23 protein-coding genes are annotated in these 22,782 nt (G+C 37.2%); 12 read left to right on the top strand and 11 right to left on the bottom strand.

Annotation, left to right across the window (positions count from 1 at the left end; translation table 11 throughout):
- The 9 genes from B1C82_RS06580 to B1C82_RS06540 form a co-directional block, all read right to left on the bottom strand.
- A complete protein-coding gene (locus tag B1C82_RS06580) occupies positions 1 to 369 on the bottom strand; it encodes a nuclear transport factor 2-like protein (protein ID WP_086446795.1) in 369 nt (122 codons plus the stop codon).
- 226 nt (positions 370 to 595) lie between these two features.
- Positions 596 to 1,711, bottom strand: a complete 1,116-nt coding sequence (locus B1C82_RS06575; RefSeq protein WP_086446794.1) for a glycosyltransferase family protein — start codon at positions 1,709 to 1,711, stop codon at positions 596 to 598.
- Positions 1,711 to 2,511 carry a TrmH family RNA methyltransferase gene (locus tag B1C82_RS06570; RefSeq protein WP_086446793.1) on the bottom strand — a complete coding sequence of 267 codons (801 nt, stop codon included), beginning with the start codon at positions 2,509 to 2,511 and terminating at the stop codon, positions 1,711 to 1,713. Before B1C82_RS06570 ends, B1C82_RS06575 begins: the two co-directional genes overlap by 1 nt.
- On the bottom strand, positions 2,508 to 3,386 hold the full coding sequence (locus B1C82_RS06565) for a class I SAM-dependent methyltransferase (protein ID WP_086446792.1): 879 nt from the start codon (positions 3,384 to 3,386) through the stop codon (positions 2,508 to 2,510). The genes B1C82_RS06570 and B1C82_RS06565 overlap by 4 nt, the downstream gene beginning before the upstream one ends.
- Positions 3,387 to 3,390: 4 nt before the next feature.
- A complete protein-coding gene (locus B1C82_RS06560) occupies positions 3,391 to 4,644 on the bottom strand; it encodes a class I SAM-dependent rRNA methyltransferase (protein ID WP_086446791.1) in 1,254 nt (417 codons plus the stop codon).
- A gap of 5 nt (positions 4,645 to 4,649) precedes the next feature.
- On the bottom strand, positions 4,650 to 5,141 hold the full coding sequence (locus B1C82_RS06555) for a hypothetical protein (RefSeq protein WP_157894104.1): 492 nt from the start codon (positions 5,139 to 5,141) through the stop codon (positions 4,650 to 4,652).
- A gap of 106 nt (positions 5,142 to 5,247) precedes the next feature.
- Entirely contained in the window at positions 5,248 to 5,835 is a 588-nt protein-coding gene (locus tag B1C82_RS06550; protein ID WP_086446789.1) for a hypothetical protein, read from the bottom strand.
- A gap of 202 nt (positions 5,836 to 6,037) precedes the next feature.
- Positions 6,038 to 7,324 (bottom strand): citrate synthase, encoded by a 1,287-nt coding sequence (locus tag B1C82_RS06545; protein WP_086446788.1) that lies wholly within the window; start codon positions 7,322 to 7,324, stop codon positions 6,038 to 6,040.
- Between the two features lie 155 nt (positions 7,325 to 7,479).
- Positions 7,480 to 9,735 carry a lytic transglycosylase domain-containing protein gene (locus B1C82_RS06540; RefSeq protein ID WP_086446787.1) on the bottom strand — a complete coding sequence of 752 codons (2,256 nt, stop codon included), beginning with the start codon at positions 9,733 to 9,735 and terminating at the stop codon, positions 7,480 to 7,482.
- Between the two features lie 58 nt (positions 9,736 to 9,793).
- Here B1C82_RS06540 and B1C82_RS06535 point away from each other — a divergent pair, with 58 nt between their 5' ends.
- Positions 9,794 to 11,074, top strand: a complete 1,281-nt coding sequence (locus tag B1C82_RS06535; protein ID WP_086446786.1) for a hypothetical protein — start codon at positions 9,794 to 9,796, stop codon at positions 11,072 to 11,074.
- Here the strand turns inward: B1C82_RS06535 and B1C82_RS06530 are convergent.
- A complete protein-coding gene (locus B1C82_RS06530; protein WP_086446785.1) occupies positions 11,071 to 12,441 on the bottom strand; it encodes an SBBP repeat-containing protein in 1,371 nt (456 codons plus the stop codon). The two genes, B1C82_RS06535 and B1C82_RS06530, sit on opposite strands and share 4 nt — an antisense overlap.
- A 283-nt stretch (positions 12,442 to 12,724) precedes the next feature.
- Here B1C82_RS06530 and B1C82_RS06525 point away from each other — a divergent pair, with 283 nt between their 5' ends.
- The 11 genes from B1C82_RS06525 (at position 12,725) to B1C82_RS06475 (ending at position 22,259) form a co-directional block, all read left to right on the top strand.
- Complete coding sequence (locus tag B1C82_RS06525) at positions 12,725 to 13,495, top strand: hypothetical protein (protein WP_086446784.1); 771 nt, start codon at positions 12,725 to 12,727, stop codon at positions 13,493 to 13,495.
- Positions 13,496 to 13,541: 46 nt separating this feature from the next.
- Complete coding sequence (locus B1C82_RS06520) at positions 13,542 to 14,003, top strand: GNAT family N-acetyltransferase (RefSeq protein ID WP_086446783.1); 462 nt, start codon at positions 13,542 to 13,544, stop codon at positions 14,001 to 14,003.
- Between the two features lie 165 nt (positions 14,004 to 14,168).
- A complete protein-coding gene (locus B1C82_RS06515; protein ID WP_086446782.1) occupies positions 14,169 to 14,612 on the top strand; it encodes a bactofilin family protein in 444 nt (147 codons plus the stop codon).
- A gap of 18 nt (positions 14,613 to 14,630) precedes the next feature.
- The gene (locus B1C82_RS06510; RefSeq protein ID WP_086446781.1) at positions 14,631 to 15,605 is read left to right on the top strand and encodes a PdxA family dehydrogenase; all 975 of its coding nucleotides are present in this window, start codon (positions 14,631 to 14,633) and stop codon (positions 15,603 to 15,605) included.
- Positions 15,605 to 16,066, top strand: a complete 462-nt coding sequence (locus B1C82_RS06505) for a hypothetical protein (RefSeq protein WP_086446780.1) — start codon at positions 15,605 to 15,607, stop codon at positions 16,064 to 16,066. The genes B1C82_RS06510 and B1C82_RS06505 overlap by 1 nt, the downstream gene beginning before the upstream one ends.
- Entirely contained in the window at positions 16,050 to 17,957 is a 1,908-nt protein-coding gene (locus tag B1C82_RS06500; RefSeq protein WP_235848622.1) for a hypothetical protein, read from the top strand. The genes B1C82_RS06505 and B1C82_RS06500 overlap by 17 nt, the downstream gene beginning before the upstream one ends.
- Before the next feature lie 25 nt (positions 17,958 to 17,982).
- Positions 17,983 to 18,252 (top strand): hypothetical protein, encoded by a 270-nt coding sequence (locus B1C82_RS06495; RefSeq protein ID WP_157894103.1) that lies wholly within the window; start codon positions 17,983 to 17,985, stop codon positions 18,250 to 18,252.
- Entirely contained in the window at positions 18,227 to 18,853 is a 627-nt protein-coding gene (locus B1C82_RS06490) for a hypothetical protein (protein ID WP_086446778.1), read from the top strand. Before B1C82_RS06495 ends, B1C82_RS06490 begins: the two co-directional genes overlap by 26 nt.
- 204 nt (positions 18,854 to 19,057) lie before the next feature.
- On the top strand, positions 19,058 to 19,828 hold the full coding sequence (locus B1C82_RS06485; RefSeq protein WP_086446777.1) for a hypothetical protein: 771 nt from the start codon (positions 19,058 to 19,060) through the stop codon (positions 19,826 to 19,828).
- Between the two features lie 21 nt (positions 19,829 to 19,849).
- The gene (locus B1C82_RS06480) at positions 19,850 to 21,025 is read left to right on the top strand and encodes a hypothetical protein (RefSeq protein ID WP_086446776.1); all 1,176 of its coding nucleotides are present in this window, start codon (positions 19,850 to 19,852) and stop codon (positions 21,023 to 21,025) included.
- Positions 21,026 to 21,185: 160 nt separating this feature from the next.
- A complete protein-coding gene (locus B1C82_RS06475; RefSeq protein ID WP_086446775.1) occupies positions 21,186 to 22,259 on the top strand; it encodes a hypothetical protein in 1,074 nt (357 codons plus the stop codon).
- A gap of 3 nt (positions 22,260 to 22,262) precedes the next feature.
- On the opposite strand, the gene B1C82_RS20555 is transcribed toward B1C82_RS06475, so the two are convergent.
- Positions 22,263 to 22,694 (bottom strand): helix-turn-helix domain-containing protein, encoded by a 432-nt coding sequence (locus tag B1C82_RS20555; protein ID WP_157894102.1) that lies wholly within the window; start codon positions 22,692 to 22,694, stop codon positions 22,263 to 22,265.
- Positions 22,695 to 22,782: the final 88 nt, after the last annotated feature.

Genomic DNA, 22,782 nt, shown 5'->3' with positions numbered 1-22,782 from the left:
TCACTTGGGTACTCGTTGCGCGGGATCATAGAAGAATTGCTCTTCCTTGATTTTTTCGCCTTCCCAGAGCTGGTAAGCAAGCTCCTCCATATCCGTTGAAGTGCCGTCTTTCCAATCGAAATGAAATACCCATCTAATCACGACGTAATCTCCGTTTACGAATACGGGCCGAATACACTTCGAAGTTAAGGATTTTGCTTTTCTGAGTACCAATTTTTCGTTTGTAACAAGTAGGTCTCTGCCTATTCGTGGCGGTGATTGATTCTCTTGCATCGAGGCATCGATCGTATAAAAAGCCTCAATTGCTTCGTCATGTCTATTCGATTCAACATGAGCAATGAATTTTTCTAATGTTTCTAATGTTGGCATTGATGTACCTTTTTTTTATAACAAACGAGTCGAGACTTCCTGGCTAAAATTAGTATGTAAATCCGAAAAATTGTTGTTTGGCTTTCAAACCTGTTGCTTCGAAAGTTTATTACCTCACCGCTTGATAAACCTCCTCCCTATTTTCTTCAAGGATTTATAAACTATTTAAATATAGGTCCTATAATTTTTTTAAAACATATATTCCGTATGGTCAACCGAAAGTGAGTTATTTGAGAAGTTCTATAATGGATGATTCGATTTCTTTTACTGCATCTCTTTGAAATCTTGGATCAGGATTCAAGTTAGCAGATATTGCCGACTTGGAAGCTTCTTCCCATCGGAAAGAAAATAGGTCGTTATGAGAGATATAAGCAGATTTATATTGAGATTGTAACGTTTCTACCAGGTACTTATATTCTGGAAAGTTACCTCTATCTGTGTAAAGTATAGGAGTTCCTGCAAAATAAGACTCACTTAAGATCCCATAGCCTGGTTTAGTTAATACAAAGTCACTTGCTCTGAGTAGATCCGGATAATGGCAGTTTGGGATAGTTACAATCCCCAGATTGTTTTTGGATTGGATCTTCCATTCCATTCCGCCAATGACTATTCTTCTTTTAGAGGGGTCCCATTCTTTCCAATCAAAATGAGAAGAGTCAATTCCATAAGCGCCAAAAGAGAATAGATAATATTCAATACCTTCTTCAAAGCCGTAATATCTTCTGGCTTCTTCTTTATTTAAATTTGGCTTACGTCCCAATAGTCCAATGTTTTTGGTCTTTGGGATAGAAGTAACCGGGCAGGAGAGTGGGAGCACAAGTCCCAGTTCGCATAGTTTATATTCGTTCTTTAATTCTTTCGAATATTTTTGGAATATTTCAGATTCGTAATATGAGTATATATAATCCCAGGTAAAGTTTCCCAAAAATAAAGAAGGGATCTTTAGATCGTAAGAGATCAAAAAAGGAAAAGAAGAAGAATCGGACCAAATAAGATCTGGCCTTTCTTTCTTGAGATATTCAGTTTCAGCTTGTATAAGAGAATTTTTATTCTTCTTAAATTCTAAAATTTCAGACTCGGTGGATTCCAGATCCATCCCAAGAGAATCTTTTTGTACTATTCCAACATCCGATTTTATTTTTCTAAATTGGATCCGATTTCTGACCTTTCCCCAAATCCCAGTAATATCCAAAGAATTTGCAAATTCTTCACCCCTGGGAGAATTGATTGTTGCAGTCCATTCTGGATTTTTAATTAAAATTTGTAGGATAGCTTCTAAACTGCGACTGATATGCCCGAAGCCATGACCGCTTACGAATACGGAAAGATGGATCTTTTTCATTAACGATTCTGTCGAAGCACTTCGTACATTAGAATTCCGGCGGACATTGCAAGATTTAGACTATCCGCCACTCCCTTCATAGGAAGGGAAATATATTGATCACTGTGAGATCTTGCGTATTCACTTAGTCCGTACTGTTCGCTTCCAAAAACGAGTGCAACTTTTCCTTTTAGATCCGCATCCCAATGAAGGGATTTAGCCTCGGGAGTGACAGCAATTGTTTTGTAGCCTGCATTTTTAAGAATAGGGTAGAGTTCTTTTATATCGGACTGAAAAACATCCAATGTAAATAAGGTTCCAGTAGAAGAACGAATAACGTTTGGATTGAACAAATCCAGTCTTGGATCAGCAACAAACACTTTATGAAATCCAGCACCCTCTGCTGTTCTTAAAATTGTTCCTAAGTTTCCAGGTTTTTCCACACCTTCGATTACAAGAATAGGATCATCCGAAAGTTTTGTTTTAGCGGATAAGGAGAAGTCCGGTATCTCCGCAGTAGCTATCAATCCATCAGGTCTATCTCTATAAGAAATCTTTTCGAAAATTTGTTTTGGGACGATGATCGTTTTTGCATCTATGGAAGATACCAGGTCTTCTTCATTTTCCCCAAGGTAACATGCGGGACAGGTGAGTAAGTATTCGAATTTAACTTTTCCGGAAATCTGGGCTCTTTGGATTTCTCTAAAACCTTCGATGAAGAATGTTTCGGATTTTTCTCTATTCTTCTTTTCTTTTAGCCCGGAGATATACTTCAGCTTTTCATTCGAGAAGCTGCTAATTTCCAAAATATTCTTCTTCAAAGTTTTACTCTGTTTGAATAGAATACACAGTTGGAACCTGCTGGATGTAATCTTCCTGTGGTTTCAGAAATAGAAAGTTCTTCTGTTAGATAATTCCCTGGGTTTTTGATCCTTCCTTCCAGAATTCTTCTAAGCGCGAGCGGGCTGAATCCGGTAGAATGACAGGTCAAAAATACGAACTCTGGTTTGTTATCGCAAAGTTTCATGAGTAGATCCATCATCTCTGGTAGATCTTTTTCTATTTTGAAAACTTCTCCGCTTGCACCTCGCCCGAAAGTAGGAGGATCTAAGATAAAGCCGAGATATTTTTTTTCTCTTCTGATCTCTCTATTCAGAAATTTTAATACGTCTTCAATAATCCAGCGTACTTTTTTATCTGCCAGACCGGAGACTTGTGCATTCTCTCTTGCCCATTCTACCATCCCTTTCGAAGAATCCAAATGGCAAGCGTCCAACCCTCCAGCTAATACGGATAAGGTGGAAAGTCCTGAATAAGCAAATAAATTTAGAACTTCTCCCTGACCTGCAAGTTGAGAAGAAACTTTTCGAATACGGTCCCAGTTGCTCAATTGTTCCGGAAAGATCCCAAGATGACCGAATGGAGTAAAACGTATCTTAACAGTTAATGGAGGGATTTGGATTAGGAATTCGTCTTCTGAGTCTGGTCTGGAACCGCTGGATCCTTTCCAACTCCAATTTCCTCCACCCTTATCACTTCTATGATATTCTCCATCAGCGTCCTTCCAGAGAGAAGCCTGAGTAGGAGGCCAAGCAGCAACAGGAGAAGGGCGGATCACTTTATATGGGCCGACTTGTTCTAACTTTTTAAAATTTCCGGAATCGATGAGTTGGTATGTATTTTTAGTAGTACTCATAAGCTTATGGATCTAAAGGTTCGCATTTTCTATAAATATGCACCTTAAAATATTTCCCCTCCGGAAATTCCTTTCGTGTAGGATGATCCGGTTCCGGTTTTAATTTAAAAAGATCCTTGTACTTCCATCCTTTGTTTGCCAAGGTTTCTCGGCCAATCTTTTCGAATTCGGACTCTCGGATTCTTCCAGAACAAGAAAGTAATATTAGGTCTCCTCCGGGTTCTAAATGAAATAGCGCCTTAGAAATTAAAGTACGATATGCCTTTTTGCCCGCTGGAATCGCAGCTTGGTTCGGAGTTAGATTGGGAGGATCTAAGATGATTAGGGAAAATTTTCTGCCTTCTAAAAATCCCCAATCTTGAAATAGATCCGCTCTGACAAGATGATGTTTTCCTTTTGTGAGAATGGTATTCTTCGTATCGAAATTTAAAATCTCTTCTTCCGGTAAAATATGTGAAACAAATTCTTCGAGAGCTTCTTTAGCTCCATCAGCAGAGAAGACTGATTTTGCACCTGCTTCTTCTAAGCATACAGAAGTAAGTCCGGTATGTGAGAATAAATGAAGACAATCTTTGTTTTGAGCTATTTCTGGTTTTTCTAATATATATTGGCGTAAATTCCGAACATCAAGAAAGAAGCCACCTTTCTGGCCGGGAATTTTAGTCTTCCATTGGATCTGATTTAGAAAAATTTTCTCTTCATACGGAATCGCTTTTTTACCTCGCAAAAACCGAATGGGTAAAGATTTTTCGGAGCCTATACGCTGTGGGGAGATCCATACGATTTGATTTGGGATTGGCTCTTCGGTTTTGGAAACAATAGAGTAGAGAAGTTGGATTACTAATCTGGAGAATGTCCTTAAAGATCGGGAATAGGTTTGGACTACCCAACTGGATCCGTAACGATCCACTGTGACTCCTGGAATTAGATCATTCTCTCCATGTAAAAGTCTGTAAGCGTTTGTTTTTACTCTAAGAGGTTTTCTGAGTTCTAACGCTTTTTCTATCCTCTGTCGCAAAAGAGGAGTTGAGAATTCATTTCCTCTTTGGATGATGCGTATTCCAATCGGACCGGAAGACGAATATATCCCAAATCCTAACGTCTCGTTTGATCCAGAAACAAGCCTCATCCAATCTCCGTCTTTGAATGCGGAGATTGCAGTGGATAATTTTCCGTTTAAGATCCAGGGATGTCCCGAGTTTAATACTGACTCAGTCGTTTTATTTAATTGGTATCTTCGAAAACGCTCGTAGCTCAGTTCATTTACTCATAGGGAATTTTTGGCACCAGTCCTGATTGAAAAATATCCTCTGCAATCCATGTTAGTGGGCCGCTTCGATTTAGATTGGAATGCTTCGTAAAGAGAGTAGGGAACAAGAGTAATTGTCCAAATAGTTTATGACTTCCGGATCCGGAAAAACTTTTAAGCTCCTTACCATTTTTATCAAAAAGGATCGCAGTATATTCATAATTCTCTTTGTCCCAAAATGGAAGCACTGTTAGTGTAAACATCGAGATAACGGTTATGGTTTTATTAAAAGTATCTGCTGCAGGTTCTGCGTTCAATTTTACTAACGCAATATATTCGAATTTCTCGTCTTTTGAAGGGAGCTCGTTTAGGAATAAATTATAGTCCGATAGGCAGCGGCAAGAAGCGATAGTATTCGAATACCTTTGCAAAACATGGAAGCGGTTGACCGGTTCCATGTCTAATGGAGGTAATTGTGCTTGGACAATAAAAGTAATAGGTTTCATTATTTCCGACAAGTTCTTAGGCATCGGCACTGAGTCTTGGTCCCGTGTTGCCCAGGTTATGCAAGAGGAGAAAAAGAAGAAAATTGGAAAAAGATATTTAAAGTTCTTATTCATGGTATTTAATTAGGGTTCGATTTTTAATTTTTTGATCATCAATGTTTTGCATTGATGATTTCAAACTTTTCGCACAATAAGCTTTATCCGATTCTATATATCTATTTTCAATATCGCCGTATTTGTTAAAATTTAAAGTGCCGAGATAAACTACATCTCCGTCATTTAATTGAAATGCCCTTTTTGTGAAGACTTTTGGTAGATAATAAGAGCAAGTCTGAACTCTTCCGCGATCCGTACAGGAATGTTCCGAATAAAAGATAAGCCTATATTCAGCAGTATTTCCGACGAGAACAACGCATTCATCAAGAACGGTAAATTTGGTTTTCTTGTCGATTTTTGGCTCTAGATCGATAGTGCTAGGGTTAGCAAAATTAGGAAACACTCCTTCATTTACCGCAAGACCGAGCGATGGAGTTAGAGAGGTTCCGCCTAAAGTTGCAGATTTAAATCGGAAAAATGCGATCCCTGGATTAAGGATGTTTTGGGCCTCCGAAAGCGATTTCTGTTCTTGTATTCTAACTTGTCGAATATTTGGAGTACACTGAGAGAATATCGTAAGTATCCATATTAGTAACATCAACGAATACTTATTTCTTTTTGAATGCTTCATAAGTTTATAATGAAGCGAAATTAGTCTGCAGGAATAATCTGTAAATATAAAAATTTCAGCTAACGTGTAGATACCGGCTATTTGAAGTTTTTCGCGTTGGATCGGGAAAGTAACCGGATCGTGAACTAATTATTTTCGATCCGGTTACTGAGCTGAAAATTTTGCAGGCTTACTTTTTCTTAGCGCTATCGTAAGAAGTGTCAGTTGCTCCGGTATAAATCTGACGAGGTCTACCGATTTTCATATCAGGAGATTCTATCATTTCTTTCCATTGAGCGATCCAACCTGGAAGACGTCCCATTGCGAACATTACAGTGAACATGTTCACAGGGATTCCAAGCGCACGGTAAATGATACCGCTATAGAAGTCCACATTAGGATACAATTTTCTTTCTACGAAGTAAGAATCTTTTAAAGCCGCTTCTTCTAATTCTTTAGCGATATCTAATAAAGGATCGTTTACTCCCAATCTGGAAAGAACTGCGTCACATGCTTTTTTGATGATCTTAGCACGTGGATCAAAGTTTTTATAAACCCTGTGTCCGAATCCTGAAAGACGGAATGCATCATTCTTATCTTTTGCTTTTTCTACGATCTTTTTAACAGGAAGTCCAGAAGCTTTGATCTCTAAAAGCATTTCTAATACTTCTTGGTTGGCTCCACCGTGACGAGGTCCCCAAAGAGCGCAGATACCTGCAGAAATTGCTCCATACAAGTTTGCAAGAGAAGAACCAACCAATCGAACTGTTGAGGTAGAACAGTTTTGTTCGTGATCAGCATGAAGTATCAATAACAAGTTCAGAGCTTTTACAATCTCAGGGTCGATATAATACTCTTCACTTGGAACTGAGAACATCATATTCAAGAAGTTACTGCAATAATCCAAATGATTCATTGGGTGAACTGTAGGTTGGCCCAATGATTTTTTATAAGCGAAGGAAGCGATTGTAGGGAACTTCGCTAAAAGACGAACCATAGAGATATGTCTATGGTCCGGATTTTCTGGATCATAGGAATCTTGGTAATAAGTAGAAAGTGAACCGATCATTGTGGACATGATCGCCATCGGGTGACCGTCTTTAGGGAATCCATTATAAAGACGTTTTAAGTCTTCGTGGATCAAAGTGTGCATTGTTAGCTCTTTGTCCCAATCTTGTAATTCTTTGTCGGAAGGAAGATGGCCGTAGATCAAAAGATAAGCTACTTCAGTGAAGCTTGATTTTTCGGCTAATTGTTCGATCGGGATCCCACGGTATCTTAAAATTCCTAACTCACCATCCAGGAATGTAACGGCACTTGTGCAGGCACCGGTATTTAAATAACCGTTATCTAATGTAATGTATCCTGTTTGTTGTCTGAGTTTGGAGATGTCTATGGCCTTTTCGTTTTCTGTTCCCGTAATGATGGGTAGTTCATATTCTTTACCGTCGATTTTTAAGATTGCGGTGTTTGCCATTTTTTACTCCTGTTAGATGAATGATATCGGACGAACCGGCATAAGGTAGACCTTAGGACAGAGAGGTGAAATTAAGAACTCAGGCCCGGTCCTTAGAACTATTTCACGGATCTGAAATTCTAGACAATCTAAAAAAAAGAATCCGTCTTGTCTGCTCAGCGGTTTTTATACTGCCTTAAACTTTGGTAATTATAATAGTTCGACGTTACGATCCTGCAATAATCACGAGGTTCCTTTAATGGAAGTTCCTCTAAAAAATGATTAAAATCTCCATGATAGTGATTCCGTTTCCATTTTCTAAGATTTCCAGGTCCTCCGTTATAAGCGATGGAGGCCCATTTTAAATCGTTTTCATTGGAAGAAAGAAGGTATTTTAGGAATTTTGCACCCATTTGGATAGAAATTTCAGGATCAAAAAGGGAATAAGGACCAAGCCCTAAACCTTGGGCTAAACCTTTTCCAGTAGGTCCCATAATCTGCATGAGACCTCTCGCATTGGAAGAAGACACTGCATTCTCCTTAAAAAAGGATTCCTGCCTCATCACAGCGTACACTATATCTTCTTCTATCCCAAAGGACTGGGAATAATGAGAAACTATATCCCTATGTGGTCTCGGATAGATCCTGGAAGCGAGTTTAGAAGGAAGAAGGATCACATCGTCCGGGATCCTTCTTCTTTTCATTAGATTTCTTGTATGAAAGACAGTCAGATATTGGTTTCCGGTAACTTCTCCCAGGGCAGCGAAAATTTCGTCTTTTTCTTCTTCAGATGTTCCAGTTTGCAAAACGAATTTATCAACCAGAGAACTTGCATATGCCATTTCTCCGATCTCTAAATATTCTTTAGCATTTTGTAATAGAGTATTTCCTCTGACTTTACTATGTGCAGAATCTATCCGAACATCTAATGAGAAGGAATCTGGAAAATAAGCAAATTCCAGATCTCTCCCAATGATCTTATCTGAATATTTAGGATCACCAGCAGTCAAAGACAGATATTCGAATAATGCATCCTTATTTCTTAGAGGGGAGTCCGGCTTTTGGATAGAGGAAATTTCAGTCGCAAATTCTTCTCGGATTACTCTTGTGTAATAAGAACCTGGAATGGATCTATAATACGACTTTAACCAAGATAGAAGTTCATCCTGTTTACCTTTGGATTTTAAACTTCTTAAATACCAATATACTAATCTGCCTTTGACCGGAAGATTAGGGATCTTTTTTAAAGCCTCTTTCCAATATGATTCTTCTAAAAAGTGAGAATGGTCCCCGATCAAAAGATCAATCAGCTCGTCCTGTCGGATTAGATTATAAGGATTTTTTTCGAGAGAAGAAAGAAGACCGTTAAAATATTTATCTCTTTCTCCTAATCGTTTATAAGCCCTGGCATATGCATATTCTACTGATTCGGAAGAAGATAGATTCGTTTTTTGTAATAGATCCAGGCCTGATTTTGCCAAATTTTGATTAGAAAGTTCCACAGACATTGCAGCGGTAAATTCAGGAAAATATTCTGCGTAACTTTTATGTCTGGAGAAGAGAGAAGAAAGTCTTTCCGGATAATATTGGACGAGTCCTCTTGCGGCAGCCTTCCAGCTTTCCGGTCTTTCGAAAACGATCGAGCTAAAATATTGATGGGAAGATATAAAAGATTTCCTATCGGTCGCGTCTAAGAAAGGAAGAAATAACACCCCTTTTTCTAGGGGGATCTGATTATAAAAGGATTCACCTTTCCAGGTCCTTAGATCGATATAAATATCTTTTTTAACGTAAGAAGGAACATTCGCATCTTCTGTAAGAGCGTATAAAAGATTTTCTCCTTTCTGTATTTCTCCCAATTTGTATAATGCCTTGGCGTATCTGTAGTATGCCATAGCGCCGAAATATTCTTTTTTATCTTTTTCAGAGAAACTTTCTGCGTAATCTTTTGCTTCTTTAAATTCTCCATTTTCATAATGAATTCGAAGAATTTCCCCGATCACATTTTTATAGACAGGATCATATTCAGGGGGAAGTTTTTTGAGATAAGAAATAAGTTCAGAAGGGGATAGACTTTTTCTTTTTACCATTTCCTCATACAATTTCCAAAAACTCATTTTGGAGACTGCATTCATAGGAGGAAGTGGGTTCTTGATCAGACTATGAAGTTCGTCCTTGGTTACCCCAACTACAAGTCTCCCTTTTAAAAGAGAGACCAGATACCTGAATTTATTTCCCTCGTCCCCATCAGGATGGGTTTCATGGAAACGGACGAGTGCGTACACTTCGGATTCTTTGGAAGGGGACCTTTCCCGAAAAATCCTGCGTATTTTTTCTAAACTATAGGATTTGACCAAGTATTTTAGGTCTTCATCCGCAAAAAGACTGCCGACAACTAGAAACGGGAGTAACCCCAGAATCGTTTTTTTCATGCGATTCTTCTCACTTAATCTGCCTTAAAAAGGGTTCAACTCCAAAAAAGGAGTCTTTATGCATATATCGGTATCAAATACAGAATGGCCTGAAATAACTTTAAGCCATCCGGACTTCGTAGTTAAAAAACAGGACCGAAAACCCGATTCGGATATAATCCGGCTAAAAACAAAAATTTTAGATCATTATAGCGGAAGTATTCTTACACATTTGAGGCCTGCGCATTGTTTCAGATCTGACCTATTTGGAAGATTTGTATTCCATTCTCCTCGCTTAGATTGGATCAGAGAAGATGGGATCACTGAAAGAGAAGAAAAACTCCTACGCTTATTCTTCCAAGAGTTATTGGATGAGTTGAAAGGAAATCTGGTTTGGGACCCTGAGTTATTCTTTTTATGCTCTGCATTTTTACTTTGTGAAGATAGAATTCGAGACTACCAGGAATTGGTATATTCTTTCGGAGAAGATCTGAAAGAAGCAAAAGAAGGAAGACGATTATTATATTTTATAGATGCGATTTCAGAATCTGAAAATTTTCTGAAAGAAGGTTTGGAAAGAAAGGAGAAAATCGCGTATCGCCATAAACAACAAGGACTGAATCAAGAAGAGCAGAATGAATTATTCGACTTAGTAATCTCTTCCCAGGAACCTGATCTGGCTGGACTTGCTTATTTTTATTTCAAGGATAAGAAAGAAGGGATCCGGAATATAAAAGTTTTAGATGCAAGTATAGCTAGAAGGATAGAAGAATTTTCCAGAACAGAAGCTGACTTCTTCTTGGATCAATATTCTCTCAGACATCCGATTCTGGATAGATTCTTCTTAGTTAAAAAATGTAAACCAAGAGATTTTGTATTCGAATGGATTTCTGAAGAGAAAAAGAAGAACGGAAGAGAAGAGCTGAAAGAAACTCTACGTGATTCCATTCAGGAAGGAAGTGATGATTCCTTATTCGAACGCTATAAGATACTAAAAGAACAGGGGATGTCCTATACACTCAGGCCATTCGAACTTTTGGTTCTATGGAATTCTACTTTAGCAGGAGAATTGGATTCTGAGATGATTGCGGTCCGCTCTCAAACTCCAGGTTCTTATTTAACCCAAAGAGCGATTGCCGTCCAAGAATTTAAGGACAAAAAATTCGAGGCATTCAGAGAGAGATTGGTCCTGACAGGAAGATTCCAATATTCTCCGGAGATGGTTTACCTAAAAGCGATCTCTCTTTTAGAAACCGGACCTGTGGAGGAAGGAGTCCAACTCATGGAATCCTTGGTTCATAAATTCCCACAGTCCGATTTTTTAAGATTAGTTTTGGATCGATATAAGAGAAAGAATTAAAGACTTGTCATGAATCCACCCTGTGTTCCAGGCGCAGGAGAATTCGAGCCTGTATAAGAGTAATATACTGGATCCGTTCCAGAATAATACACAGACGTAGCATACCGATTTGTATTTGGAGGACCGAAAAGATCTAATCCCACATAAGTGCCATTCTGTTCATAAAAAGCTCGGAAGGTAGTGAAATATCCGTTAGTACTTATATTATTAACTGTTCCGAAGGCAGTTCCGAAAACCATGATCTTGTTAAAGGAAGTATAAGTTAGTGTAATGGCTTCCGTACTTCCTCCGGAAAATCCGACTACATGAAACCATTGTTTGGTTCCAGATGAATTAAATTTGTATATAAGAGAATTATTAATACCTAAATACTGATTACCCTCTACATATCCTGTACCGTTAAAATTAACTCCGAAGTAAACATTTCCACTTGGGTCGAATGTGATCCCGGTGGGTCTGTGGTTACCAGGGTTTACCCCAACTCCAACATAACGTATCCATTCTTGAGCTAGACTGGAATTATATTTGGCTAGATACACAGTTGTTCCGTTCCCATATGGAGTTTGTCCTCCTAAGGAACCGTTAGTATTTCCCATAAAGTAGATATTTCCGTTAGGATCTACTGAAATCATTTCGCCACGTGTATATTTACCACTCACTCCCAAAAGGAAAGAAGAAGTTAGATTTCCATCAGTATCCAATTTTATGATAAATGCATCTGCGGTACCACTTGGGTTTTGCCCGTTTACTGCAGAGCTTGTAGAGCCTATCAAATAAATATTAGCGGAAGGATCTAAAGCGAATTTTTGAGATATAGGGGCGGTTAAAGTACTTGTTAATAATTTTGACCAAAGAATATTTCCGTCTTTATCTAATTTTGCTAGAAAGTTACACAATCCGGAATTACATGTTTCTGCACCGATTGTTGCGCTTGCGGAAGTTCCTAATATATAAATGTTCGCATTTGAATCAATTGCGGCACTTGTTATTTGACCGTAACCCAATGTGTCCACGAAAGTTTGGACCCATTCCCTACAACTACTAATGTTTGGATATTTTAAGACATATGGGGTTTGGGTATTCTGCGGATTTTTTCCTCCTAGATTTTCTTGTGTGTTTCCTGCTACGTAAATTGCCCCTTGAGAATCTTTGAAGATAGCAGTAGTACTTGTATTCTTTCGACCTATATTATCATAATTGTACATACAATCAGATTCATGCAGTTCTCCATCGTCCACATTTCCATTGTTTTCTGGTAGGGAGAGTAAGGCCAAAAGAGATAATGGATTTGTTCCTTGTGATGGCCCACAAGAACTCATAAAAAAGATTAATAGGAAACAAAGGGTATAAATTCTAAAAGTTTTCATAGATATATTTAGTTTATTCAAAGATTTTAAAATTCGGACAGATTACCACTCATTTTGTAAATGCAGTCTAACGTTTCTGAATACTCTGATATGAGCTTGGCTCTATAAATTCGTATCCAGTACGGGATACGAATTAAATGTATCATTTAGTGAAGTTGGGTGAACTCTATCACATATAAAATTCTTCTTTAATTCTGGAAATTCCTACAATTAACCCAAAAATCCAAGGGAGAATTTCCTTGCCTTAGAACGGTACTCCTTTTAAAATCTGACCTAAGACCCTATGGCCATCACCCAAGAGCAAATCCTAGAACTCCAACGTCATCAAAAGATGATCCAACAATTGGAGAAGATCATCAGACTTTCCAAAAACGACGAGCAGAAGTATCGCGCCACTAGGGATTTGGACAAATATCGAAATCGGATGAGGGAAATTTCCCCCGAGGGGATTCCGGACAATCTCGAAACTGCGGCAGAGCAAATACGGATGTTCCGTGAAAATCCGGATGCTGCAGGTAGGATCTTGGCAAAGTATCCGATCATGAAAATTTCTCCAAATTCTAACGATACCGAGGTAAATCAGATCGGTACTTGGATCAATGTATTGGATCGAGAATATCTTCCTATATTAAATGAAACTCATATTCGTTTCGACTTCTCTCATGGAAATGAGAAGGACGGTGTGGTCAAACATATGGAGAACATCCGTCGAAACATCAAGGTTTTGACGGAGACTATTGAAGAATACCAAGCAGCCGAAAAACAAGATTTCAGAGAGCAGCTAAGCCGGATGAAGAACAAACAGACCCGTATTTTTATCGCAGAAGCTTTTGAAATGTTCCAAAAGTTTAATGAATTTCTCTCCAAGGTTTTGGGAGAATTTAAAGCGGGCGGGGGAGTGATCATGAACATAGAAGACAAGATCACTTTTAATTCTCGTTTCGAGAAGGCAACTGAGTTGGAAGGTAAGTCTATTCCAGATGCCTTGGATGAATTCAGAGAATTCACCGCAGAAGTTTTGGATCGGATTAATGTTCCGAATATCAAACATTAAGATCTGAATTTTTCAGTCTGCAAAAATAAGTTCATCAACCTTACTCATGGCCTTTACGATCAGAAAACTTTCTTCTAATGAAACTCCGCCTATGGATCTTCTACTTCTCGCGGACCCGAATGAAAAAATAATACGGTCATACTGGGATAGAGCTAACTGCTATGTACTGGAGTCTGGAAATTCGGAAATTTTAGGAGTTTATGTACTTTTGACGACTCGTCCTGGAACTTCCGAGATCATTAATGTAGCAGTGAAAGAAGGAGAGCAGGGCAAGGGATTTGGAAAAAAATTGGTGCTTCATGCGATTTCCCAGGCAAGAGAAGACGGTTTTCATACCCTTGAAATAGGGACGGGCAATGCCGGGATTGGCCAGTTGGGTTTATATCAAAAATGCGGGTTTAGAATCACTGGGATTGATTTCGATTTTTTTACCAAAAATTATCCGGAACCGATCTATGAGAATGGAATCCACTGCCGGGATATGATCCGAATGAGTCTGGATCTTTAAAAAATTAGAATTTTCTCCTTCGATAATTGCTGTCCGGACGGGGATGAGAGAGAAACCGCAAAAATAGCTCCCAGCTTAAAAAATTCCTTTTCGGAAGGGGCGGGTCCGGTTTATTAGTGTATAAACCGAAAACCTGCGGTCTTTCGCAAATAGGATTTTATATTCATGGCACTTGTTAAGAACTCCTCCGAAGTTACAAACTCCACAATCGGCGAAAATTCCTACTTTAACGGAAAATTCTTCATCAATGGATCCTTAAAGATTGATGGAAAGTTCGAAGGAAAATCTCTCCAAGCGGAACAATTGTATATCGGAGCTTCCGGTAAAGTTCGCACAAACATCACTGCTGCCAGCGTAATTGTAGAAGGTATCGTAATTGGAAATATTACTGCTCGTAACAGAGTGATGCTTCTTCCTACCTCCAGAATTTTGGGAGATATCCGCACACCTGAATTGATCATCCAAAACGGAGTGGTACTCGAAGGACGTTGTATCATTTCCAGCGACCTGAAACATTCCAATAAAGATCATATCGAATTGGAATATGCTAAGGACTCTTTGACATTAGAAAGACTTTTTGGTAAACAAACAGCAGCTAAGGAAGCTTAATCTTCCTGGTTATAGGCCTTGATTCCCATCCTTATCACAGAGGGAGATCCTTGTGGAATCGGGCCGGAAATTCTTCAAATTTCTAGGGAGAAGATAAACACCTTCTCCCAACAAAGACAAATCCTACTTATTAGTTCTAATTCTTCTCTTTCTTATCCTGGTTGGCAGGAAATCAAAGATCCATTTTCACTCACTTCTCCCGGACTTTATCTTTGGAGAATAAATTCACTTTCCCCTTCTGAACAAAACTCTTTAGTAATTGGTAAACCTGGCCCGATATCCGGAAAAGCTGCGTTTGCAAGTTTAGAAGAAGCGGTCCGCATCCAAAAAAAAATCGGCGGTAACTTGATTACACTTCCATTAAGTAAAGAATGGGTGATCAAATCTGGAGTGAAAAAATTCACAGGTCATACGGAATATTTAGCAGAAGTGTATAAGAAAAAAACTTATATGCTTATGGCGGGAAAAGAACTGAATGTTCTTCCTTTAACCACTCATGTTCCATTAAAGAAGGTACCTTCTTATTTAAAAAAAATCCACCTATCTAGTTTCATTTCCGCCATTCGTTCCGCTCCTATCTCTAAGGGAAAAATTGCATTCTTAGGCCTAAATCCTCATGCGGGAGAAGGTGGAAAGGTTGGGGACGAAGAGAAGAAGATACTAATGCCAATGATTTCTAAGATGAGAAAGGCCGGATTGGATGTTACGGATCCAATCTCCGCAGACGGGGCGTTTAGCGAAACTTCCAGGGCAAAATATTCTCTGTTTTTGGCATGTTATCATGACCAAGGGCTTATCCCATTCAAGATGTGGGAGGGAAAATTTGGAGTGAATGTAACTTTGGGACTGGATTTTATCCGGGTTTCTCCGGATCATGGGACTGCTTTTGATATTGCAGGTCTCGGAAAAGCAGATCCGGAGAGTTTTCTGCAATGTTTAGAGTGGGTGTCAGGCCAAGTTTCTGCCGAAAATGATCTTAGGAGATCTAATTGATGTTTCTCGCCCAGTCAGGTTCCTTATTACAGCAGATCGTATTTCCAATTTTTTTGATTTGGTTCGTTGGTTTGACTTTGGTGCTGATCCGAAACGACATAGAAATCATTTGGAAGATCGCTACATTTTTCGTTTTTGTATTCTATTTCTTCCAATTCTTTCCCGAGTTAAAAGAAGCTTACGAAAGATTATCTAAATCTTATCCTTCCGAGATCTTAAGCTGGCTCTATGGAATTCCGAGAGCGATTTACTTTTTCCTATTATTCCTCTGGCCAATCGCAGTGATTCGTATGTATTATACTGCTTCTCCACTTTTAGCAAATATGACTGCGAGAACTCTAGTTGCGGCGACTTTGGCTTACTGGATTTTCTTTTTGATTTATCACCAGTTCACAGGGCAAATCGATGAGTTTTTTAAAACTAAGTTCATTGAGTGGATCACGATTGTTCCGACCAAATGATTCTGAGTCTTCTTTCCACAACGGGCAAAACTCACAAACATTCGAAACCTCACCCTTCCTATGGAAAGTTCTCGGTTCCGAAGTTTTGCCCAGTGTTCCAAGAAACACAGAATTACCCCGCCGTCACCACCTACCAACTAGTAAACCCACTAGAGAAAAACCTCTTACTGCTAAAGACCACTTCAACAATCGCTTTCCTAATCTAAATCTTACCTATTACACTGAACTTACTAGAAACCTCCTAACTAAATGTTATCCTAAACAATGTCCTACTTGTAAAATTCCTCTAACTAAAGGTGTTTCTACTAGAGAAAATGTACTTAGATGCTCCCAATGTAACTGTCAGGTATCTTTAACTAAAAATACACCTTTAGAACACTTAAAGATTCCATTATGGACCTTTTCCTATATATTTATAGAAGCATTATATAGATCTCCATTAGGTTTATCTTCTTCAGAGATACAAAGGAGGTTAGGGGTATCAAAGAATACTAGTTTGCTTCTAAAGAGAAGATTACAGATATTCTTAAGTGATCTTATTCCTTCTATTAAAGGAGAAATGGTTAAAGAGATTAAGAAGGCTTGGAAAGGTAAAATTCTGCCAGAAACAGGCGATTTAGGACCTTTTATAAAAGATAAACCAGTATTACACACAGATACTTTAGCTTTATTCTCTGCTTCTCAAAGAGCTAATGGTTTTCGTAAAAGGTTCAAGCATTCAGGGCAGACTTCAAGTATATATCTTTCTGATTCAGTAGCAGAAGCTAAGGGGAAATATCAAATAGGCTCTTTGATTTTGACACAGGCTCTAAAGGGTGGTGCAGTAATCTTTAACTCTGTTCCAGATCAACAAGGTAAAACTATATTACCTTTCTTTGATTATTTACCTAAGGAGACAGCGATTTTTAGTGATAGTGGTTTTCCTTACTTAGAAAGATATTTCCCGAATTCAAAAAGTATAAACCACTCAGCTAGGGCTGTTGATAATAAAAGAAATGTTTGGGCTAGAAATAGATGGTCCAAGGATTCCGTAAACAATCAAGTTGCAGAAGCCGTACAAAGGAGTTTGAAATATTCCTTCATAGCTAGTTACTCTTATATTCAACCTCAAAACTCTATTTTATATCTGAATGAATATGCTGCTCTTAAAGGTATTAAAGTCTATGGCTTTGATTGTCTTACTAGTAAAAAGGTAGCCAAATTGGGGAATGTAGGGGATAGATATAGATTTTCTAGAAATTCCTGTAGAATCCCCCTCAGATCTAAAAATCTACTTAAACATCGTAAAGACCTCATTTATAAGCTTCCTTCTCCTGAAAGTAGAATTCATAGAGATAAAAGTAAAACCAGGAAGAAGATAGATAAGCAGTTTAAAAATCTATTTGAGGCAAATAAGAATTATTTAATACACCAAGCTCATTTGGACTATCTTGATTTCATGGAATCAGGTCCCAAGTTTCGGAAGAGAAAGGAGAAATACTATAACTCAGTAGCTTATATGCTCTGGAAGGGAATTAGTTTAGATTCTCCTATTCACCAGAAAAGCTATGAATTAGCAGGAACCACTTCTCAAGCTCCTTTATTACGAATCACCAGACGTTGGGCACAGTTGGGTATCGCTAAAGTTACTCAGGTTAAAAATAAAGAAAACGAGGCTATTCAATACTATGTAGAGAAGCTTATTCCTGATTTGCCAGACATTCTTTATACCTTCAATCGGGATCAATTCTTAGAGGGAGTCGGAAGTCTTGATAAAATAGAAGTTTTAGTAAGAGAAAGGAATACTGGTGGTAGAAGTAAATACGGTTATACGATGAAAGAGCGAATCAAGTATCTGGAGGAGAGAAATGACATACTTAAAGGAAGAGAGAAAGAAAAAGAGCGAGTTTAAATTCACTAGGGAAGATTTAAAGAAAATGTTGAAAATTCAAGGCTGGAAATGCGCATTAACTGGTCGGACTTTGGATTTCTTAAATTCAGATATTGAGATGCGAGATCCTTATAAGAAGAAGGGAAGAGAAAATCCGAATAATCATTACTTAATAAGTAAATCGGTTTCCTATATGGCTAGATATGTTACTGAAAAGAATATTATTAAGATAGCTATAGAAATAGTTAAGCACAGAGGGGCGGAGTTGAATTATACCCTTGTAAAAAAGAATGGGCCGAAGAAGAGAAATTCCTGATTTTATAGCTACACTCCTTATTATTCGGATAAGAAATCAACATGCGAATTTAAGGAGAGAAAGGAAATTTAAATCTGATAATGATCGAAATGGAATGACGCATAATCGCTATTACCAAAGGGTCTTGGTTAAATTAAGATACTTGCATCGAAATGAATATGCCTTACCTTCTAAAAGAAATACTAAAGAATTATCGGATGCTTGGGCTAATTATCAGATAGCTAAATTAAAGCGATTGTACGATGAAATGAAAGGATGGGCTGAATTCGAGTATCGTATCCTTGAGAAAGTAAATACTCGGAATTTTCCACAGGAAATGGGCTATGGCTTATCGATGTTCCTTACAAAGCAAAAGTCGAAATTTAATTCACGAGTTGAGGGTAGGGAGACTAGTAGGTCTAAAGATAGTTGGTTTAGAATTCAGCAGAAAAAGCTAAGAGCTTATCGGAGTCGGAAATTAGAAACCGATGAAGAATGGAATTACCGATTCTTTCTGGAAATGTTGAATAATAAAATGAAATCTATGCATAGAAATTCGGGAAGACTGAATGAAGATGCACTTCTTCTTAAGTTGAAGAGAATTCATAGAAAAATTGATTAAACATTAGATAATGAATGCTATTCATTATCTATTTCGATTTTGCCAGTAGGATTTAATTAGAATTCCCTGATATTAGGAAAAATTTCCTGTTTTAAAAGAGCCTGAGACATCTATTCCCTCTAAAAATTAGCTGCGGAATATGTACATATATAAAGACTTTAGTTAAGCGTTAAATTGGTTAACGTTAATTCTGGCGGTGTATCTATGTCGAAAAAAGTTTTAATCCCAATCATAATAGGAGTTTTTGTATTAGTTATATCTCCATTTGCCTTCTACTTCTTTCAGTTTAATGGTGAGCTTTCCCATGAACATTCTACATGGGGTGAGTTTGGCGACTATTTCGGAGGCGTCTTGAATCCCATTTTTGGATTCCTTTCCTTTATAGCCCTTTTAATAGCCTTGTGGTTTCAGCAGCAAGAAATGAAAGAGAATAGATTAGAAGGACAAAGAAAAGAGCTAGCAGAAAAGGAGGAACGAGATCTTCGTGAAATATTAACCTTTCATCAGATATTAAATCAAAATATCAACTATTACATGAATCTTCGAAATTCATTCGAAAAAGATCATACTAGCTTTCCTGCGGGGATAACTGAAGGAGCTGTTGTAAATAGAATTACAGGCTCTGAAATGACAGATATAAATATAAAAACTTTTTTTCATGATTGTATAGAACGTAATTGGAAAAAAAACGAAATAATTATTCCTAATGATCTAAGAAGACTACTTTATGCAATTGGTAGCATATGTGAATGGCTTTGCGATAAGGAAACTTCGATTCCTGTAATTGAGTATAGATTTTTCTCAAAAATGATTACAAATATACTAAGTGAAGAAGAAATAATATTAATTAATCTATTTATAAATATGACTGATGGAACTCGTTATATTTCTTCTATTACGAAGGTGATAGATTTTGTCTCGATGAATCGAGAGAGTATAACTTTTCGGAAAGCTCAAAAGATTCTAGGTAGATAGTCTTTCATTAAGACCAGTATTATGAATAATGAATTAGATCCGAAATTACTAGAAATTCTAAATCGTCAGAAAGCGGATGGTTTTAATTTTCACGAGACCTATCAACAACACCTCACCGAAAACCATGTTTCACTTCGAAAATATTTGAAAAACTTTAGAATGAAAATGTCCGAAAGAGTCAAAGGTAGAAAGAAAATTTATCTAGATACGAAGTATTGGATTCGCTTAAGAGATGTATCTATGGGTGAATCAAAAAGTCCTGAGGACCAGCAAATATTTGATTTAATAAATCGATTGGTAACTAATAAAAAAATTATAATTCCCCTTAGCTCAACCCTTTACGTTGAATTGTTTTTGCAAAAAGATCTCAGCACCAGAAAGAGAACAGCTATATTAATGGATGCTTTTTCTGAAGGAATAGCAATCGATTTTGATTATGACTTATATACGAATGAAATTATTTACCTATTTACAAAGTATTCGAATAAAGAATTTCATATCGAGCGTGATAATTTTTGTTGGGTTAGTATAGGACAAATTATTGGACAAACATATCTTACTAAAAGCCAATTAGATAAAGATCAAGCATTGGCATTCCAGAAGACGCTAATAGATTTACAATCAAATTTGAAGATGATTGATTTAGTAGATCTCCTTGAAAATAAAGAACCTACCGATTATGCTTCGGACAAAGTAAATCTAGCTTCAAAACTAAATTCTGATAAAGAATCTTTAAATCAAAGCAAATCTAATTTTCAAAAGATATTTTTGGATGAAATTGGCGGGATGGTTTCTATCAGCGAGCCATTTGTAAAAGAAGCAATGTCTCGACTATTTGAAGAAGTTCACGGGAGATTGCCTGATAATGAAGAACCCGAGAGCATAAAAAATATGATGAACATGATTTATAATTTATTTATGCATGAAAAAATTAACGAAGAGCTACCTGCTTACCGAATACTTGCAGGATTGAATGCAAATGTTAGGTGCGGCTATAATAAGATAAAATTCGAAGCAAATGATTTCGATGATTTTAGACATGCAGCATCAAGCTTGCCTTATTATGATTATTTTTTTACAGAAAATAATTTAAGTCATTTGTTAAATCACAAACCAACTAATTATGCATCATTATATAATACAGTTGTAAAATCGAAAAGTAAAGATGTTTTGGGAGAGTTACAAGCTCTTCTTTAAATACACAAAGGGCATGAGGGATTGCGGGAGTATTTCCATTGTTCCTAATGAAAAATTTTTATATTTTAGTGACTTATACGTTAAAAGCTTCGTGGAATAGCTTTCAGATTCATTAAAATTTACTACACAGAAAATTTTAACATTTTTCTATAGAGAAACTATGCAAAAAGGCTATTTATTTGGAGCGGGTATTAGCGTTAATTCAATTCCATTAGCTCAAAATCTTCCGGAGAGAATAATTAGATTAGCCGAAGTTCTCAGAATTAAATACAAATTTAGTGATTCAGGCTCTGACAGCAACATTGAAGAACTAAAGGAGGCAGACACAGATTCGCTTTTCGAATCGATGTTAGAAGAATGGAAAGAGATCGGAAGAAACAGTAAAGGGGTAACTGTCGATACTTATGCTAAAGAAAATAAGACTAATCCCCCTGTTCTAAATAAGATCAAACGTGTGATCTCATCATATTTGATCGTTGAACAAAGTGTAGACTCAAATCTTGGGTTAGATGAGTATAATTCTAATTTAGATAATAGAATCCGTAAATTTGTAACAGATCTCGTTGTAGAAAGGGTACCAATTAAATTAATTGATGATCCTATAATTTTCTCCTGGAATTATGATATTCAATTTGAAATAGCTTTAGCAAATCATTTCAAAAGTTCAATTCCGGATTCTGTTCTCCTTGCGTATGTGCAAAATCAATTAAATGTAACTCCAAGACGAAATCTGCACGATTCGGAATCTAGTCCGAATAGTCATAGAATTTATAAATTAAATGGTACGGCAGGATTCTATGAGGATAAATCTCCGTTTAAGAACTGGATTTCCTTTTCTGATGTGATACTTCAGGAGGATTTTGGTGAAAAGTTGAGAGCTGTAGTTTATGGCTATCATTCAATGAAAATTAGACACCAAGAAGTTAGTTCAACTCTCTTCTTTGGATTCGAATCTAACAACACCGTTCGTGGACTTGACGATGAAATAATTAGTGATGCTGGCCGAATTGAACACCTAACTATTATGGGTTACTCTTTTCCAATAATGAATGAGAAGATTGATGAGAAAATCCTGGGTAGCATGAAAAGCTTGAAAGTAGTAAGAATAATCGATCTACCAAGCAGAAAAGAAGATATGATCTCTCTTTTCAAAAGACGTTCTGGAAAGATGATTGAGCCAGAATTTTCTTCTAATTATGAAGTAATTCCAATTGAAGAGAAGTTCAATACTTAAAACTCATTTCTTTTTAGTTTCCTCTTTCATTTTTGTATATTCTGAAATAAGTTCTGCCCACGTATTAACTTCTTTCGCTGACAGGTTAATTAAGTTTTTTATAATCTCTTTAATTCCTTTTGAATTCCGAACATGGTTGAGTAAGATCGTTTCATCGTCCATTTGAGAAGCCTTTTCTCCGCTTTTTCGGATATAGGAAATAGGATGAACCGGCTTTGAATCATCTAAGAACCAATTTAAGTCTACTTTAAAGACTTCGACGATGGCTTCTAAAAATGATTTAGAGGGGGATTCTATCCTTCCTTTAATCAGATTGTTTAACCCCGCTTTACTCAGTTTTAGCAAAGGAGCCACGTTAGTTTGGCTTTCTCCGCTCGCTTCAATTATAGCTAGAGTCTTCTGACCAATTAGGCTTTTCTCTTTTTGATTAGTCATCTAAAAATACACTAATAATATAAAAATTGACAAAATTACACATAGGATATACAATGGTTTTCGATCTTTAAGGGTCTGCGTAGCCTCG

This window comes from Leptospira venezuelensis (genome assembly GCF_002150035.1).
Taxonomy (GTDB): domain Bacteria; phylum Spirochaetota; class Leptospiria; order Leptospirales; family Leptospiraceae; genus Leptospira_B; species Leptospira_B venezuelensis.
This window is presented reverse-complemented; position numbering and strand designations above follow the sequence as displayed.